The 17,003-nt window shown below is 71.3% G+C and carries 15 protein-coding genes and 1 pseudogene; 7 read left to right on the forward strand and 9 right to left on the reverse strand.

What is annotated here, in order from left to right; translation table 11 throughout:
- Positions 1–113: 113 nt before the first annotated feature.
- Entirely contained in the window at positions 114–1,388 is a 1,275-nt protein-coding gene (locus tag AC07EG_RS14395; RefSeq protein WP_478253540.1) for a cation:proton antiporter, read from the forward strand.
- A gap of 403 nt (positions 1,389–1,791) precedes the next feature.
- Positions 1,792–2,241, forward strand: coding sequence for a hypothetical protein (locus tag AC07EG_RS14400; RefSeq protein WP_478253541.1), 450 nt, complete (start codon positions 1,792–1,794; stop codon positions 2,239–2,241).
- A gap of 221 nt (positions 2,242–2,462) precedes the next feature.
- On the opposite strand, the gene AC07EG_RS14405 is transcribed toward AC07EG_RS14400, so the two are convergent.
- Positions 2,463–2,822 carry a DUF3040 domain-containing protein gene (locus AC07EG_RS14405; RefSeq protein ID WP_478253542.1) on the reverse strand — a complete coding sequence of 120 codons (360 nt, stop codon included), beginning with the start codon at positions 2,820–2,822 and terminating at the stop codon, positions 2,463–2,465.
- Between the two features lie 363 nt (positions 2,823–3,185).
- Positions 3,186–4,601, reverse strand: a complete 1,416-nt coding sequence (gene pdxR / locus AC07EG_RS14410) for a MocR-like pyridoxine biosynthesis transcription factor PdxR (protein ID WP_478253543.1) — start codon at positions 4,599–4,601, stop codon at positions 3,186–3,188.
- A gap of 46 nt (positions 4,602–4,647) precedes the next feature.
- Here pdxR and AC07EG_RS14415 point away from each other — a divergent pair, with 46 nt between their 5' ends.
- Entirely contained in the window at positions 4,648–5,973 is a 1,326-nt protein-coding gene (locus AC07EG_RS14415) for an FAD-binding oxidoreductase (RefSeq protein WP_478253544.1), read from the forward strand.
- Positions 5,974–5,985: 12 nt separating this feature from the next.
- The gene (locus AC07EG_RS14420; protein WP_478253545.1) at positions 5,986–6,564 is read left to right on the forward strand and encodes a dihydrofolate reductase family protein; all 579 of its coding nucleotides are present in this window, start codon (positions 5,986–5,988) and stop codon (positions 6,562–6,564) included.
- On the opposite strand, the gene AC07EG_RS14425 is transcribed toward AC07EG_RS14420, so the two are convergent.
- The 3 genes and pseudogenes from AC07EG_RS14425 to AC07EG_RS14435 form a co-directional block, all read right to left on the reverse strand.
- Complete coding sequence (locus AC07EG_RS14425; RefSeq protein ID WP_478253546.1) at positions 6,515–7,417, reverse strand: class I SAM-dependent methyltransferase; 903 nt, start codon at positions 7,415–7,417, stop codon at positions 6,515–6,517. The two genes, AC07EG_RS14420 and AC07EG_RS14425, sit on opposite strands and share 50 nt — an antisense overlap.
- Positions 7,418–7,827: 410 nt before the next feature.
- Positions 7,828–8,301: a hypothetical protein gene (locus AC07EG_RS14430; RefSeq protein WP_478253547.1), complete on the reverse strand. Its 474-nt coding sequence runs from the start codon at positions 8,299–8,301 to the stop codon at positions 7,828–7,830.
- A gap of 33 nt (positions 8,302–8,334) precedes the next feature.
- Positions 8,335–8,615 (reverse strand): annotated as a pseudogene (locus AC07EG_RS14435) (thioredoxin family protein).
- 91 nt (positions 8,616–8,706) lie between these two features.
- On the opposite strand from AC07EG_RS14435, the gene AC07EG_RS14440 reads away from it, so the two are divergent.
- A complete protein-coding gene (locus AC07EG_RS14440; RefSeq protein WP_478253548.1) occupies positions 8,707–9,348 on the forward strand; it encodes an FAD-dependent oxidoreductase in 642 nt (213 codons plus the stop codon).
- 372 nt (positions 9,349–9,720) lie between these two features.
- On the opposite strand, the gene AC07EG_RS14445 is transcribed toward AC07EG_RS14440, so the two are convergent.
- The 3 genes from AC07EG_RS14445 to AC07EG_RS14455 are packed head-to-tail and all read right to left on the reverse strand — an operon-like array spanning position 9,721 to position 12,232.
- Entirely contained in the window at positions 9,721–10,458 is a 738-nt protein-coding gene (locus AC07EG_RS14445; protein WP_478253549.1) for a GNAT family N-acetyltransferase, read from the reverse strand.
- A 41-nt stretch (positions 10,459–10,499) separates the two neighbouring features.
- The gene (locus AC07EG_RS14450) at positions 10,500–11,417 is read right to left on the reverse strand and encodes a dihydrodipicolinate synthase family protein (protein ID WP_478253550.1); all 918 of its coding nucleotides are present in this window, start codon (positions 11,415–11,417) and stop codon (positions 10,500–10,502) included.
- Positions 11,414–12,232 carry an aldolase gene (locus AC07EG_RS14455; RefSeq protein ID WP_478253551.1) on the reverse strand — a complete coding sequence of 273 codons (819 nt, stop codon included), beginning with the start codon at positions 12,230–12,232 and terminating at the stop codon, positions 11,414–11,416. The genes AC07EG_RS14450 and AC07EG_RS14455 overlap by 4 nt, the downstream gene beginning before the upstream one ends.
- A 109-nt stretch (positions 12,233–12,341) precedes the next feature.
- Between AC07EG_RS14455 and AC07EG_RS14460 the strand changes: the two genes are divergently transcribed.
- A complete protein-coding gene (locus tag AC07EG_RS14460) occupies positions 12,342–12,884 on the forward strand; it encodes a helix-turn-helix domain-containing protein (protein WP_478253552.1) in 543 nt (180 codons plus the stop codon).
- A 213-nt stretch (positions 12,885–13,097) separates the two neighbouring features.
- Positions 13,098–13,625, forward strand: coding sequence for a hypothetical protein (locus AC07EG_RS14465; RefSeq protein WP_478253553.1), 528 nt, complete (start codon positions 13,098–13,100; stop codon positions 13,623–13,625).
- Positions 13,626–13,729: 104 nt separating this feature from the next.
- Here AC07EG_RS14465 and AC07EG_RS14470 read toward each other — a convergent pair whose 3' ends face one another.
- Entirely contained in the window at positions 13,730–16,921 is a 3,192-nt protein-coding gene (locus AC07EG_RS14470; RefSeq protein ID WP_478253554.1) for an NHL domain-containing protein, read from the reverse strand.
- Between the last annotated feature and the right edge of the window lie 82 nt (positions 16,922–17,003).

Here is a 17,003-nt window from a genome sequence, read left to right on the forward strand (position 1 = left end):
CAGCCGCGCAGAGCCGGGCGCCCGATACCCACACGGTTGATGCCCCTTCGGCAGGGGTAGCCCTGGTTCGGCGACGGGTGTCGGAGTCGCCGGGTCGAGTACGAGGGCAGGTCATGGCTGATACGGATACGGTGATCATGGCGGCCGCCGGGGTGGCGGCGCTGGCGGCGGCGGTGGTGCCGCGGGTGGTGAAGAAACTCCCGATCTCCATGCCGATGGTGTTCCTCGCCGCCGGCGCGGCGGCGTTCGCCATCGCTGACCCGCCCCGTGACGCCAGCCCGATCGTGGAAGTCACCTTGACCCGGCACTTGGCCGAGGTCTGCGTCATCGTGTCGCTGATGGGTGCCGGCCTCGCCTTGAACCGTCGTGTGGGGCTTCGTCGCTGGTCGTCGACTTGGCGCCTGCTGGGCATCACGATGCCCCTGTCCATCGCGGCGGTCGCGTTGCTCGGGTGGGGGGTCCTGGGGTTCGGCGTGGCCGGAGCCTTGTTGCTCGCCGCCGCCCTCGCCCCCACCGACCCGGTTCTCGCCAGCGAGGTCCAGGTGGGCGAGCCCGCCGAGCACGACGACGACGACGATGAACCGCGGTTCGCCCTGACCTCGGAAGCAGGGCTGAACGACGGTTTGGCCTTCCCCTTCGTCTACGCCGCTGTGGCGATCAGCTCCGTGGGCCTGGCCCCGGACGGCTGGCTGGCGGAATGGCTGGCGGTGGACGTGCTCTGGCGCATCGGGGCGGGAGTCGGCTTCGGGTTGATCACCGGGTGGCTCCTGCGCAAACTGTTCTTCTCGGTGCCGTCGGAAAAATTCCAATTGGCCAAACACGCCGAAGGATTCGTCGCCTTGGCCGCGACGTTCCTGGCGTACGGCATCACCGAACTCGCCGAAGGATACGGGTTCATCGCCGTATTCGTCTGCGCGTGCACCATCCGCGCCGGCGAACGCGCACACGGCTACCACCGGGTGCTGCACCAGTTCATCGAGCAGATCGAGCGCCTGCTCACCGTGACCATCATCTTCCTCCTCGGCGGCGCCGTGGCGACCGGCCTGCTCGCCGGTACCACCTGGCGGGAGGTGCTGGTGGCGGCGGCGATACTGCTCGTCGTGCGGCCGGTCGCCGGCTTGCTCGGGTTGTGGCGCGGGCAGCCCGGTACCCGTGAGCGCCTGGTGGTCTCGTTCTTCGGCGTTCGCGGTGTGGGCTCGATCTTCTACCTGGCCTACGCGCTGGAGATGGGTCGGTTCACCGCGCAGGAAGACCTGTGGCGCATCGTGGGACTCGTCGTGGTCGGCTCGATCCTGATCCACGGCGTGACCGCCACACCAGTCATGACGTGGCTCGACAAGAGGAAAAGCCGGCTGTCGCCGGAGAACGAAGCGTTCATCCGGCAGTGAAGTCGATGCCGTCCCCGCACAACAGCAACCACGCCTCGTGGTGGGGGCTCCCGGAACGGACCGAGGACCGGGCACACCGCAACCATCGCAGATCAACCACAACGCCGCGGCACCGTTCCACCGGCACCGCGCTCCTCGCGAGACCACGGGACCCGCGGTCGAGAGCCACTCGTTCAGGTGCCTCACCGCGGCGCGATCACCGGTGAACCGGATCGGGAACCGTGCAGCGCCCTTCGCTCTCGAGCAGGCCCATCCTCGCGCGCCTTGCGCCGCGCCGACCCGACGGTTCCTGACAATTCGCCGTCGGCAACCGCGGGTGGGTTGGACCGATCGGGGGGTGGCCTGCGTGGGCGGGCTCCTGCCGGGTATGCCGTAGATGCCGGAATTCGCGGAAGGAGTCCCCATGATCGTGTGGAAAGCCCGTGTTCTCAGCGTCGGCGCGCTGCTGGCGCTCGGCTGCTCGCTCACCGCCTGCGACGACGGCGGCGACAACACGGACCCCACGGCCTCGGTCACCACACAGGCGCCGGCTGCCGCGGGGGAACAACCGCAGTACTTCGGCGACCAGGGACACATCGGCGAGCGAGTCACGATCACCGTTCCGGTGGCGACCAACCTCACCGATGGCTCCGTGATCCTCGACGCCCGCGCCTACGGTGACGAGAACCTGCTCGTGCTGTTCCGCGGCGACCAGCAGCAGTTCACCGAGGGCCAGACCGTCACCGCCACCGGCACCGTGCGCCAGTTCTCCTACGAGGAATACGCCGACCAGTACGGCCTGGGCGAAGCCGCGCTGTTCGAGATCTACGCCAACGACACCTTCCTCGCCGCGGACACCATCACCCCGCTGTGACCCGGTGGCGATGAGGCAGGCGTGGTGCGCTGCCCGATCGGAGCGGGCACCGCCCCGGCCTCGCTGTCACACACCTGCTTGGCGGGTTCCATCGGGCGGCCGTTCGACGTAGACGTTGCGCAGCTCGATCGACCCGATTTCGGCGTTGGTGCCCACCGCCCCGGCGGGGCGACCTGTGCGCGCCGCTGGTTCCGGAACCACCGGACGCGTGTCGGCCGTCATCACTTTCCTCGGCGATGCCGGGAGCGGCGGAGGGCGCAGGTCGCAGCCGCGCACCCAGCTGCGACCAGGAAGAGGCTGACTTCGCCCGCGAGCGCCCCCAGCAGGGCTGCGCAACCGAGCAGCGCCGCCAGTACCACCCACCCGGTCGCGGCCGAGCCGGTCGTCGTCCGCAGGGTGCGAGCGAACTCGGGATCTTGCTCGATCAAGCCTCGCTCGATCGACTCGAGTTCCCGCCTTTCCCACTCGCTGAGCGCACCACCGTCTCCCGGGTCAGCGGCGGGCCCGGGCGCAGACGGAACTCGCCCGTTCGCCACATTCGCGGGTAGCCGCGCTGATCGCCACCACTGGTGGAGCCACATCGTCGGCCTTCCCTTCCTGGATCGGGTACGCGGGCTTGCCAGCGTCCTGCTCTGGAGATTCTGCCGTGGATCGAAGCCCCGCGCACCAGGCCCCCGCACCGTCAGCCAGCTCCGCCCGGCGGCCTGAACCGAACCGGGCTCAACGGGTAATCGAGTGCGGAACAGTCGATGGAGCCAGGAGACGCTGTGAGTGTTCACCGACCAGCGACCGTGCCCTCGGGTTCGCGTTCGAATTCGCCGATCGGCACCGGGCACCGCTGGTGGCCGCGCACGCCTGGGCGGACTGGCCGGTTCAACCACCGCGGTGCGCAGTCGCGTCTCCTCCGGGTACTCCGGATCGGCGACCACCCGGATGACGCACGATCACCACCGGCCCGCCGAGCCGGCGATGGTGGCGAGTTGGGCGATGCCGCGCCGGATGGTGTGCTCGTTGAGGGTGGCGTAGCCGAAGATGAGTCCGCCTCGGGTGGGCGGGGCGAGGTGGTAGGGCGTGATCCCGGCGATGCCGATCCCGTGCCGGGCTGCCTCGCCGACGAAGGCGCGTTCGTCCCAGCCGGGCGGCAGCCAGGTGATCAGGTGCAGACCGGCCGAGATCCCGGCCGGTTCCAGTTGGGGCAGGTGTTCGCGCAGGGCGCCGAGCAGTGCGTCGCGGCGCCGCCGGTAGACCGGGCGCATGCGGCGCAGGTGGCGGTCGAATTCACCACGGGCGAGGAAATCGGCGAAGGTCAGCTGGTCCATCACCGGGGAGCCGCGGTCGGCGGCGATCTTCGCCTCGGCGACGGGCCCGACGAGGTGGTCGGGAAGGAGCAGCCAGCCCAGCCGCAGCCCCGGGGCGAGCGTTTTGCTGGCCGTGCCCGCGTAAGCGACCTGCTGCGGCGCCAAACCCTGCAGCGCGCCGATGGGTGCCCGGTCATAGCGGTATTCGCTGTCGTAGTCGTCCTCGATCACCAGGGCACCGGTTCGGGCGGCCCAGCGCACCACCGCCGCGCGTGACGCCGGTGCCAGCACTCCCCCGGTGGGCCACTGGTGGGAGGGGGTGAGCACCACGGCGTCGGCCTGGGTGCGGTCCAGCGCGGTCGCGTCGATGCCGTCGGGACCGACCGGGACGCCGGTGATCGTCATGCCCAGTGCGGCGGCGACGGGCCTGGTGTCGTCGTCGGCGGAGGGGTCCTCCACCGCGATCCTGGTCGCTCCGCGCGCGGCGAGCACTCCGAGCAGCAGCGCGACACCCTGGGCGTACCCGTTGCAGACGACCACCCGGTCCGGGCCGGCCGCGGTGCCGCGAACGCGGTTGAGGTACGCGCTCAACGCCCGGTGCAGTTCCGGTGCGCCACGCCCGTCGAGATAGCCGAAGCGCTCGGCCGGGGTCTCGGTCAGCACCCGGCGGACCGACCGGAGCCAGGCGGCGCGGGGGAAGTTCGACACATCGGCGCGCCCGTAGCCGAAGTCGATCGAGGGCGTGGGCGGCCGTGCGGGCGGTGGTGCCGGTCGCGAGGCGGGCCGCGTTCCGGCGGCCACTCGGGTGTATCCGCCGGAGCGGCTGCTCAGGTAGCCCTCGGCCACCAGTTGCTGGTACGCCTCGACGACCACGCCCCGTGACACGCCGAGGTCGGCGGCCAGTGCCCGGGTCGGTGGGAGCGGGGTGCCCAGCGGCAGCCTCCCGGACTGGATGCCGTCCCGGATGGCGGTGCCGAGTTGCCGGTGCAGCGGCGCCTTCACCGTGCGGTCGAGCCGGACGAGCAGGTCGGCGGCCACGGAATTGGTCCTGGATCCCGGCATGGGATTGGACTTTAGCCCGGGGACCGATTCCGGTCACGCTGGTTCCATGACCACCACCGAAGCGACCCGGTTCGACGGGCAGCTCCTCCGGCCGGGCAGCCCCGGCTACGACCGGGCGCGCACCGTCTGGAACGCGATGATCGACCGCCGGCCCCGCCTGATCGCGCGGTGCGCGGGCGTCGCCGACGTCGTGCGCGCCGTCCGCCTCGCCCGGGAACGGGACCTCGAGATCGGCGTGCGGTGCGGCGGGCACAGCGGACTGGGCCTGGCCGTGCCCGAGGACGGGCTGATGATCGACCTGACGCCGATGAACTCCGTGCGCATCGAGGGACGCCGCGCCCGCGTCGGGGGCGGGGCCCTGCTCGGCGCGCTCGATCGCGCGGCGCAGCGGCACGGGCTGGCGACCACCGCGGGCAACGTGTCCCACACCGGTGTCGGCGGGCTCACCCTCGGCGGCGGCATGGGCTGGCTCGCCCGCCAGTACGGTCTGGCTTGCGACAACGTGCGCTCCTTCGAAGTCGTCACGGCCGACGGCCGGGTACTCCGGGTGAGTGCCGCGGAGCACCCGGAACTGTTCTGGGGGCTGCGGGGTGGCGGGGGCAACTTCGGCGTGGTCACCGAATTCGAGTTCGCGCTGCACCCCGTGGGCACGCGCGCGCTGGTCGCCGAATACGAATTCGGCCCGCGGCGAGCGGCGGCGGCCATGCGGGCCTGGCGCGAGCTGAGCCGGGAAGCGCCCCGGCGCGCGACCTTCACCGCGTCACTGGGGCAGAGCGGCAGGCTCGAGGTGGGTTTCGTCTGGGTCGGCGACCCGGCAGCGGCGGCCCCACTGCTGTCCCGGATGCCCGCCCTCGGGCGCCCACTCGCACGACGGGTGCACGAGTTGTCCTATTTGGACCTTCAAAGCCGGGACGACCACCGCGGCCGCCACGCCCTGCGCCGCTACTCGAAGGGCCACTACCTGCCGGACCTGCCCGATGCGGCGATCGACGCCTTCCTGTCCCGTGGCGCTGCCGACCCGCGGGAGCCCGGACTGCCCAACGCCGGTCTGCAAGCCCATGGCGGCGCGATCGCCGACGTGCCCGACGCCGACACCGCCTTCGGCCACCGCGGCACGGAGTTCGAGTACGGGACCGGCATCGGCTGGGCCGATCCGGCGGAGGACACCGCGCGGATCGCCGCCGCCCGCCGGAGCGCTCGCGCACTCGAACCGTTCGCCAACGGCGTGTACGTGAACGCCCTCGGCGACGAAGGCGCCGAAGGCGTCCGGCGCGCCTACCCACCGGCGAAGCTCGCCCGGCTCAGCGCGCTGAAGCGGGCCTACGACCCCAGCAACGTCTTCCACCTCAACCCGAACATCCCCCCGTCCTGAAAGGGAACCGCCATGCGCAGGATCGTCAACTCCACCTACCTCACGCTCGACGGGGTCATCGCCCGGCCGCAGGACTGGCCGTCCACCGGCGACGACGGCGGGAAAGGCACCACGCTGCAAACCGAACTGCTCCACGCCTGCGACACGCTCCTGCTCGGCAGGCACACCTACGACAGCTTCGCCGGGGTTTGGGAGAACCGCTCGGGCGATCCCTACACCGACCGCATGAACGCCATCGACAAGCAGGTCCTGTCCACCACGCTCCAGCAGCCGAGCTGGCAGCGCACCACCGTGCTCAGCGGGGACGTCGCAGCGCACGCGAGGCGGCTGAAGGCCCAGCCGGGCAAGGACATCGGGACCTACGGCTTCGGCCCCATCGCGCACACCCTGCTCGACCACGGTCTGCTCGACGAAGTGCGGTTGTGGCTGCACCCGTTCCTCCTCCGCAGTGCCGAGCCGGCGGACCTGCTGTTCCGCCGCGGCTCACCGGCCCGGTTCGACCTCGCCGGCACCACCGCGCTCGAATCCGGGATCGTCGTCCTCACCTACCGCCTGGCGCCGGCTGTTCGCCGCGCTGGAAGTGCCAGATGAGCATCGACGGCACCCCCGCGTTGGCGGCGCGGGCCGCTTCGGGCACGAGGTCGGCCAGGCACCACGGCCACAGCTCCCACGGCCCCAGCGTTTCGGCTGCCGTCTTGGTTTCCTTCGCCGGCAGGGTGGGTTCCTCGCAGCGCTTCGGCTGCAGGCCCACCGGCAGGGCGGCACGCAGGTAGTCCCCGACCAGGTGGCGGTAGGAGGTCACCCGCCCGGGCCGCCCGCCCGGTCCCCGGAGGGCGGGGACCGAGCCCCTGGCCACGGCTTCCGGGTGCACATCGGCGATCACCAGGTGCCCGCCCGGGCGCAGCACCCTGGCGAACTCCGCGAACACCGGCCCCAGCGCCGGGAGGTGCGTCAGCGCCAGAGCGCAGACGACCAGGTCCACCTCGGCGCCGGCCACCGGGAGCCGGTGCAGGTCACCGAGCCGGAACTCGCCTTCCGGCACCCGCTCGCGCGCCTTCGCGAGCATGTCGGGCGAGCTGTCCACACCGACGATCCGGTGACCGCGCTCGGCCAGGATCCGCGCGTGCCGCCCGGTGCCGCACCCGGCGTCCAGTGCGACGCCCACCGGCAGCGCGCCGACGATCTCCTCGACCCAGGGCTCGTCGAGGGCGAACGCCGCGTTGCCGGGCTGGTCGTAGGTCGCCGACCACACCCGGTAACCCGCGACCGTGTCCACCCGATCGACGTCCACGCCCGCATCCGCCAGCGCTTCGTCGCCGAGCAACCGCCGGACTTCCGCGATCCGCGATGCCACGAAGTCGCGGTCGAATTCGCCGTTGAACGCCCGCAGCAAAGCGATGCCTTCGAGGCCGAGCAGGTAAGCGAGGGGGTGCTCGTGAATCACGGGCAGGAGGGTAGCGACGCCCCACCGCGTGAACCACTGAATTAGCTCCGACCCGGCTGGACCCGGCCGCCCATCGCCTCGACTTCGCCGCCGGACGAGCTGGTGCACCCGTGATCTTCGATCGTGCCCACTGGCGGTGCCCGATCCGCTGACAGCGAAGCCGTGCTGCCGCGGGTGATGGTGCTAGCGCCGGGCGGCTGACGGCGGAGCGGGTGCGCCGGTTCCTGGCCGACCCCGCCCACGCCGACGAACTGCACCGCCTGCTCCGCTCACCATGGTCCTCGGCCGCGAGGCGGGTGCGTGGCTGGACTCCGGAACCGTGGCGCCGGAGCGCCCGCGCGGCTGCACATCGTCGACGCCGGGGCGGGATGCGCCGGGTCGTCGTGGGCGAACGCGGCCGGCTCACCGGCTTACCCCGCAGCTGCCTCCACTTCGGACGGACGTGGTTCCCGGAGCAGGAGCGCGCCGCCGAGCAGGAGGAGCAAACCGCCGAGGTCGGCCCACGCGATCCTGGTCAGCTCTGCGTTGAGCGCTGGGGTCGCGACGGCGATCACCGCGAACGCTCCCATGCTGATCGCGTTCACCGTGACAGCCACCGAACGCAGCGGAGGGCGGAAGACCGCGGCCACCGCGAGCCCGCCGACGAGCGCGAGCAGCAACGCGCGGTGCCTGATCAGCGCTTCCCAATCGGGTCCGGTGAGGTCGACACCATAGGCACGGCCGGCCATGTCCGGTGCCAGTACCGCGGCGCCGGGAAGGAGGTTGAGCAGCCCCGCCGCGGTCAGCAGGACTCGACCGATACGTTTTTTCACAGCGATCCCTTTCGACGCCGCCCAGAATGGTGGCCGCTCACCGCCCCCGCTTCTGGAAACGTGCCGATTCATCGAGGCGGGCGGGTCCGGTTCCGCTCGCCGCTGTCACCGGACGAACTCGGCGAGGTCGTCGAGCAGGACGGATTTCGGCCTGGCGCCGACGAATCGTTTGACCGCCCTGCCGCCCTGGAAACCATCGTGGTGGGTACTCCCATGATCTGGTATTTCGCGGCGGTGCCCGGATCGGCGTCGATGTCCACCCCGGCCACGGTGGAATCGTCGGCGTGCTCGCCGGCGGCCTCGTCCAGGATCGGCGCGAACACCCGGCAGGGACCGCACCAGGAGGCCCAGAACGCGACGACGACCGGTTTGCCGCTGCCCAGCACTTCGTCATCGAAGGTGGCGTCGGTGACGTTGACGGTGTTGCTTCAAGCCGAGCCGGAGGCGGCAGCGGCCTGAACCATGGAGGTGATCGCGATGGGCAAGACGGGCGGCAACGCCGATCACGGTGCGCGGTGTGACGTGCTCGTGGTGGGAGCCGGGGCGGCCGGGTTGAGCGCCGCGCTGGTGCTGGCCAGGGCCCGGCGGCGAGTGGTGGTGGTCGACAGCGGCGAGCCGCGCAATGCGCCGTCGGCCCAGCTGCACGGCTTCGTCACCCGCGACGGGACCCCACCGGCGGCGATGGCGACGCTGGGGCGAACCGAACTGGCCGAGTACGGCGTGCAGATCATCCAGGGAGAGGTCGGCGACATCGCGCCCGGGTTCACCGCGGGGGTGCACGAGGGGCCGGTGCTGCGGGCCCGCCCACGTACTGGTGGCCACGGGTTTGCGGGACGAACTGCCCGGCATCGCCGGACTGCGCGAGCGGTGGGGCCGGGACTTGCTGCCCTGTCCGTACTGCCACGGCTACGAGGTGCGGGACCAGCCGATCGGGGTGCTCGGCAGTGGTCCCGGCTCGGTGGCGCAAGCGCTCCTGCTGCGGCAGTGGTCGGACGATGTGGTGTTCTGCCCGGCGCAGTGGACCTGGGCGAGGAGGAACGCCACCGGCTGGCAGCCCGTGGCGTCCGCGTCATCGACGGAACGGGCGGTCTTCGTGTTCCCCCGGATGGTGCCCCGTGACCACCCGCTGTCGGCGCTGGGCTGCGCTCGGGACGAGAACGCCTGGGTGAGCACCGACCGGGCGGGCCGGACGAGTGTGCAGGGGTGTGGGCCGCGGGCAATGTCGTCGATCCGCGGGCGTTGGCGATCACCGCGGCCGGCATGGGCGCCGCGGCCGGGTTCGCCATCGATCACGGCCTGGTCGACGAGGAGGTCGAGGCCGCCGTGGCCGCCCACCGCGAACGGACGACCGTGTGCTGCCCCCGGAAGCCGCCCGGTGCTGGTCCGGGCTGGTCGCGGCGGGACCGTGGCGGACGAGACCCTCGAACCGAGCTTGCCTGCCATTCCGGGAAGCCAGGTTCGTCGCACGACTGCAGTCAATGGAGGAGGGAATCAACCCTTGATGCCGGCGGCGCTGATGGTGCGATATCGCATGCCGAGCCGCCGGTGGAGCGCGCGGGCGGCGTGGTTCGAAGCACGGACCATCAAAGCGGCCGCACCGTGCTTGCGCAGTGCGGCCGCGATGACGAATCCGCACACCTGGCGGCTGAGTCCCCTCCCCCGAACCGACCTGCCGGTCGCCACCCCGGACAGCAGGGCGACTGTCGGCGCGGACCAGCCCAGAGCGGCGACTGAGAGCAGAAGACCGTCCTCGCCCCGGATTCCGGCCCACCGCTCGACTCCGGGCACACCAGGTTTCGCGAAGGAATCAGGAGCCTCGTTCCTGAGGAAGTCGCCTACTTCGGGCCATTCGTCCTCGGTGAGCCAGGATGCGGCGCCGCGAGCCAGGTCATCCCCCGGCGCCACCCGATCCATCCAGCCCACCCCGAGCGCGGGGCCCAGCGCGGGCTCGGCACCGATGAGCGCGTCGATGACGTCGGGTGAACCCAGCAGGGTGTAGGTGGGCCCCACTTCTGCCAGGAGCAGGCCCGCCAACAGCACCGCCCCCGTCACAGAACCCCGGACGACAAGCCGGTCCCGGAGGAAGAGCCCCGGGGACGCGATCGCTACCGCGCCGTCGGCGTCCGCCCAAGCACGGCTGCGCCTGCCGAGCCCTTGCGCGGCCCAGACGCACAGGGTGTCGTTCCCACAAAGGCGTTCCAGTTCTTCGTGGTCATGGATTTCGCGCATGGTCGATCACGCCAGGGCAGCGAGTGCGCCTCCGCCGGAGTTCACCGGAGCTCGGCCAAGTCGGCTAGGGGCACCGCCAGGTCGGCGAGCAGCGCCCGAAGCTGGTCGGTTCCGGCCCGGGCGAGTGGCATCAGCGGGGGCCGTGGGACGCCGGCGTCGACACCGAGGAGGGCCAGACCGGCCTTGACGGTCGTGGGCAGGCCACCGGAGAGGATGAAGTCCAGGAGCGGGAGCATCTGCCCGATCAGTTCGCGTGACCTGGCCAATTCACCGTTCGACACCCCCTCGTAGAGATCCAGGCAGTGCTGGGGGATCAGATTGGGTGCCGCGGTGCACCACCCCGTGGCTCCGGCGGCCAGTGCCTGGAACGCCAGCGGGTTGGCCCCGTTGAAGAACGGGACGTCGTTGCCGCCCAACTGGGAGATGCGTTGCATGCGGCCGATGTCACCGCTGGACTCCTTGATCGTGGTGATGCCGGGGACGGTTTCGACCAGGTCGACCAAGAACTCCGGCGGCAGGTCGATGCCGCTGGTCGCCGGATTGTTGTAGACCATGATCGGGAGGTCGGTCGCGGCCGCGATCGCCGTCATGTGGGCCCGGACTTCGTCCTGGCTGAGCTTCCAGTACGAGAACGGGAGAACCATGACCATGTCGGCACCGAGGCGGGCCGCGACGCGTGCGCGCTCGACCGCCCCGGTGGTGGTGAGGTCGGAGACACCGACGATGACCGGCACGCGTCCGCTGACGGTGCGCACCGCGGTGGTGGCGACGTCGATCCATTCCGCGTCGGTGAGGTAGGCGCTTTCTCCGGTGCTGCCCAGCGGTGCGATCGCGTGCACGCCACTGGCCACCAGGCGGTCGATGACCGTCGCGAGCTGCTCGTGGTCGACGGCATGGGATTCGGGCCGGAACGGGGTCACCGGGTAGGCGACGATGCCGTGAACGGCCGGGCTGCTCATGCGCTCCGCCTTTCCGTGGCTGCCTCGCCCAGGCAGTCGGCGTGACGGGCCAGGGCCCGCCGGGCGTAGTAGGCGAAATTCGCCTGGCTGCGCTTCGGGGTCAGCGTCCAGTCATGAGCCTCACGCGCCAGCGCGTCGGGCAGTTCCTTGATCTCCCCGGCGGCCATGGCCAGCAGTTGCAGACGCGCCGCGCGCTCGATGAGCACGGCCAGAGAGCACGCCTCCTCGACGCTCGAGGCGGCGACCACCTGGCCGTGGTGGGCCAGCAGGATCGCGCGTTTGTCGCCGAGAGCGCCGGAGATGATCCGCCCCTCCTCGTCCCCGACGGGCACCCCCGGCCAATCGGACAAGAAGGCGCAGTCACCGTAGAGCGGCGCGAGGTCCATCTGCGACACGGCCAAGGGCACCTCGAGCATCGACAGCGCGGCGACGTGCAGCGGGTGGGTGTGCACGATGCAGCGCACGTCCGGGCGCTTGTCGTAGATCCAGGCGTGGAACCGGTTGGCCGGGTTGGGCATCCCGTCACCGTCGATCACGTTCAGGTCGGCGTCGACGTGCACGAGGTTGTCGGCGGTGATCTCGTCGAAGCCCAGCCCGAGACGCTGGGTCCAGAACGTGCCGTCGTCCTCCCTGGCGGTGATCTGCCCCGCCAAGCCGGAGTCGTGGCCGGCGTCGTAGAGCACCCGGCAGGTGACGGCGACCTTCTGCCGCACGCTCAGGCTGGACTCGGCGAACCAGCGCTGCATATCGGCCAGCGAGCGGTTCATGTACGACTGCTTCGACGCGTCGATCGACGCTGGGGTGACGGTGGTCATCGGGTAGCTCCTCTCGGCAACAACACGACCCACCGTAGGACACAAGTTTCCTATCGTCAACAAGTGTCCTGTGCGACACTGTGCGCATGAACCTGGAAGGCGACGGCTGATGGGCGCGGCATCGTTGCGCATGTTGCGTCGCGAGCGCGGATGGACCCTGGAAGCGCTCGCGCAGCGAGCGGACACGACCAAGTCCTACCTCTCGAAGATCGAGAGGGGGCACAGCACGCCTTCCATCGCGGTCGCGATGAAGCTGGCCGAAGCGCTGCAGGTCGATGTCGCGGAGTTGTTCGGCGATCCCGACGCGACCACGGCGTTCGAGATCACCCGGGCGTCCGAGCGCGATTGGTCCGCCGCGGCGTCGCCCGTGGACAGTTCGGCCTATCTGAGCCTGGCGAACCGGATGGCCGGGAAGCAGCTCCTGCCGTTCCTGCTCAACCCGCCGACCGAGGCCGCGCCGTGCACCTTCCGGGAACACGAGGGCGACGAGTTCGTCTTCGTGCTTTCCGGGGAGGTGGAACTGCGGTTCGCCAGTCACAGTGAATTGCTCGAGGCAGGTGATTCCGCGTACTTCCGGGGCGGGGTCGCGCACTACTTCCGGTCGGTCGGGCCAGAGCGCGCGCAGGTCCTGGTCACGATCTCGGCACGGTGATGGCGCGCCCGGATTCCCGGTCCACCAACGCTTCCCCCGCCGTGACGACCCGGTCGCCGCCTGGCTGCGCGCCCGGGACCGGTTCCTGCGCGCTCAGCGGCCCTCCACCCACGGTGTCCCGGTCCAAGCCGTTCAGCGGATTGATGGTGCGGGGCGATTTCCCCGACAATCAAGGCGTCCGCAGCATTCTTCTTCACGGCTAGGGGGAAATCCGTGCGTTCGCGTTCTTTCGCCTTCACCCTGGTGGCCGGATTGGCCAGCACCGCCGCGCTGGCATTGGCGCCCACAGCGGCGGCGTCCGTGGTTGACGTCAACTGCCCGCTGGGCACGCAGGTCGGCACCTATTCCCCCGGTATGACGCTGCTTCCGCGTCAGATCGAGTTCACCGCCGACGGCACGCTCGCCGGCTGCGTGTCGCCCAGCCACCCCGAGATCACCGGTGCCACCTTCACTTCCCTGGTCAACGGTACGTTCAGCTGCCTGTCCGGCTCCACCACCAACACCTCGGTCTACCACTGGAACAACGGGCACAGCAGCGTCGTCCAGGGCGGGTTCGAAGTGAACCTCAAGCCCGGTGGCACCACCGTGCTGGTCCTCACCGGCACCGTGACCGCAGGGCTGTTCCACGGCGCGACCGTCGTGCAGACCAAGGTCCTCCCCGCCACCGACCTCACCGCGTGCCTGACCCCGGAGGGCCTCACCAGTTCCAGCGGTACCGCCTCGTTCACCGCGGTGCTGTGACGAGCACACCCGCGAGGGACCAGGTAGGCGCCCCACCGCCCGGATGACCCGGCGGAAGGGCTGAAGGACGTGTTCACCGGGCGTGCACCACGGGATCGGAGTCATCACCGTGCCGGGTCGGTGTCTTCGCCAGCCGCATCCGTGTGCGGGGGCTGCTGTCCCGGTGCTGGTGCCCGGCGGCGGCGCCAGGAGAAGGCGAGCCAGGTCGCGGCGGCCAAGGCGAGGACGGCGGCGCCGCCCCAGAGGACGGGGGTCCAGGGGAACGGGGCGGAGATCTCGCCCGGTTGTTTCACCACCTTGACCTGCTCGCTGGTGTGGTCGGCGTAGTAGAGATCACCGTGGTGGTCCAGGGCGAGTGAGTCGATGGTGCTGCGGCTGTTGCCGATGAAGGGGTTGTCCACGACCAGGAGGATGGTGCCCTCGGCGGTGACCCGGTGGATGCCCGCGAAACTGCTGATGAACACGGTCCCGGCGCCGGTGGCGGCGACATCGGTGGGTGACAAGGTCGTCTCGAGGGCTTCGTCGGTGTCGTCCTGCGATGAGGTGGGCGGTTCACCGGTGCCCGCGATGGTCGTGCGTTCCCCCGCCGGGGTGATCCGGTAGACCTCATTCGCCTCCTGCACGGCGAGGTAGACGTTGTCCTGCTCGTCCACGGCCACGGCGGTCACCGCCCCGCCGCCGGTGTGGCGGTAGACCGGGACCAGCGTGCCGTCGCCGGCGAGGCGGTAGGCGCCGTCGTGGGTGGCGATGTGCACGGTCCCGGCGGGGCTGAGAGCCAGGTCCGAGACCACCCGCAGGTGGGCGAGGGTCGCGGGCTGGCCCGGTTCGACCCGGTCACCGCCGCCGGTGCCCGCGGGGCCGCCGCCGGCGATGCGGACCGGTGCTTCGTCCCCGGTGATCCGGTAGACGATCCCGTCCCCGGCGACATGGCGCGTGCCGTCCGGGCCCGCGACCACGGCGGTCACGCGGCTCAGGGCGGGGTCGGTGGGGTGGTGCCACTTCGACGTGCCGTCGGCCCCGAGCGCGCGCAGTCCCTTGCCCTGCTGCGCCAGCAACAGCGTGCCGTCGTGGTCGACGGCGAGGTCCTGCACGTTCCACGCGTTCTGGGTCTCGGAAGCGGGTGCGGGTGGCGACGCGGGTGCGGCGATGACGCCCGCGGTCGTGGTGGTGCCCCGCTCGATGCGGCGGATCCGGTCCCCGGTCAGGTTGATGGTGTGCACGGCGCCACTGGCACCGACGCTGACGGCCTGTGGCTCGTCGACTCCGGTCGTCGTGGCGGGCCCGCCGTCGCCGGAGTCCGCGGCCTGGCCGGTGCCCGCGACGGTGCTGATCACCCCCGCCGGGTCCACTGCCCGGATGCGGGCGTTGTAGGTGTCGGCGATGTAGAGGGTGCCGTCCGGGCCCACGGCGATGTCGTGCGGATTGTTCAGCTCGGCCGCGGGCCCGGGACCGCCGTCGCCGCCGAACCCGGCTTCCTCCACGTCGCGGAAGCTGTCGCCCGCGACTTCGCGGACAGTGCCCGCGGGGTCGATCATCCGCACGGACGGCCGGATCCCGTAGGCGCCCGCGTCGAGCACGTAGAGGGCTCCGTCGGGGCCGGCCGCGATGCCCACCGGCCGGAACAAGCTCGCCTCGGCGGCGGGGTGCCCGTCGGCCTTCCACAGGTACCGTGAGCCCGCGCCCGCGACCACCGTGATCGTGCCGTCGGAGGCCACCTTGCTGACCCGTGAGTTCTGGCCTTCGGCGAGGTAGAGGCTGCCGTCCGGGCCGACGGCGATGTCGTCGGGCGACACGATCGCGGCGGTTGCGGGGCCGTGGGCCGAGGTGTTGTTCGGGTGCCCTGGCTCACCGTTGCCCGCGACCGTGGTGATGACACCCGCTGGATCCACCTTGCGTATCCGGTTGTTGCCGGTGTCGGCGATGTAGACGCTGCCGTCCGGGCCGGCCTCCACCCCGGACGGCGAGCTCAAAGCGGCACCGGTGGCCGCCGCGCCGTCGCCGCCGTAACCGCTCTCGCCGGTGCCCGCGAAGACCGAGCTGGTCCCGTCGGCAGCGAGCCGGAACACGCGGTGGCCCGCGGAATGGGCGTAGTACCGCGTTCCGTCGGGCCCCTCCGCGATCCGCAGCCTCGGCGGCGACATCGACTGCCGGGGGGCGGGAACCGGCGAAGACGCGATGTCCGGTGCCCCGGCCACCACGCGCACCGCACCCGTTTCCGCGTCGGGGAAGCGGGCGGGGCCCGCGGGCAGCCGGTCCGGGCGTGCTGCTGGTGCGCCCCCGTCGCGCACCAGCTTCTGGATGCGGGCGCCGCCTTTGACGTAGATTTCTCCGCCCGGACCCACCGCCAGATCGCTGTGGTGGGCCGCCGCTCCCCCGACCGCGGCCACGGACCTGATGACGCCGTCGGTGCCGATGGCGCGGACCACACCGTTGGCGCTGTCGTGGAAGTAGACCGTGCCCGCGCCGTCCACGGCCACCCCGCCGAGCGTGCGTCCTATCCGCGCCGCGGTCGCCGGACCGCCGTCACCGGCGAACCCGGGCTCGCCCGTTCCCACCACGGTGCGCACCACGCCGTCGGTGCCGATCGTGAACAGGGCCGCGGTGTCCGGCCGCGAGGACGAATCCGCATGCTTGACGGCGTAGACGGTGCCGCGCGGGTCGACCGCGATCGACAACGCCGACGCGGCCCCCACCTCGGCCGCGGGTTTGCCCTCGGCGTCCACGGGGTCGAGCGTCCCGTCGCCGGTGATGGTCGTGACCTGCCCGGCCGGATCGATCCGGCGAACACGGCCGTTGGCGCTGACGTAGACGTTGCCGCCCGCGTCGACCGCGATGTCCTCGCCGTTGCGGACGGCCTCGGTGAGCGTGGTCGAGGAACCGTCGGGCGCCACCCGCCGGACGGTTTCCTCGCCCGCGACATAGACGACACCGTCCTTGCCCGCGGCGACCGCCCGCGGCCAGTCCGCCGAGCCGCCATCCGGTGACCGCAGCGCCCGGGTACCGGGCACCGTGCCGATCACCCCGTCGGCAGTCACCGCCCGCACCCGGCGGGAGAACCGGTCCGCGAGGTAGAGGGTGCCGTCCGCGGCGACGTCGATCGTGCCGGTCTCACCGATCCGGGCACGCACAGCCGGCTGACCATCACCCGAATAGCCCTTCTCCCCGGTGCCCACCACGGTGACGGCCGGGCCATACCCCGGATCCGCCGCGGAGGCCCCCACCGCGGCCGGCGAGCCCACCAGAACAGCGGCGCCCACCACGACCAGGCAGCGCACCCACTCACCGAACCAACGCACTACTCCCCCTCACCGACTCGCACCTGCTCTGCGACGAACCCCAGCCCGTGCCGGTTCCCACCCCGCCTGCATTTCCGCAGTG

This window comes from Amycolatopsis sp. NPDC045836, assembly GCF_056431745.1.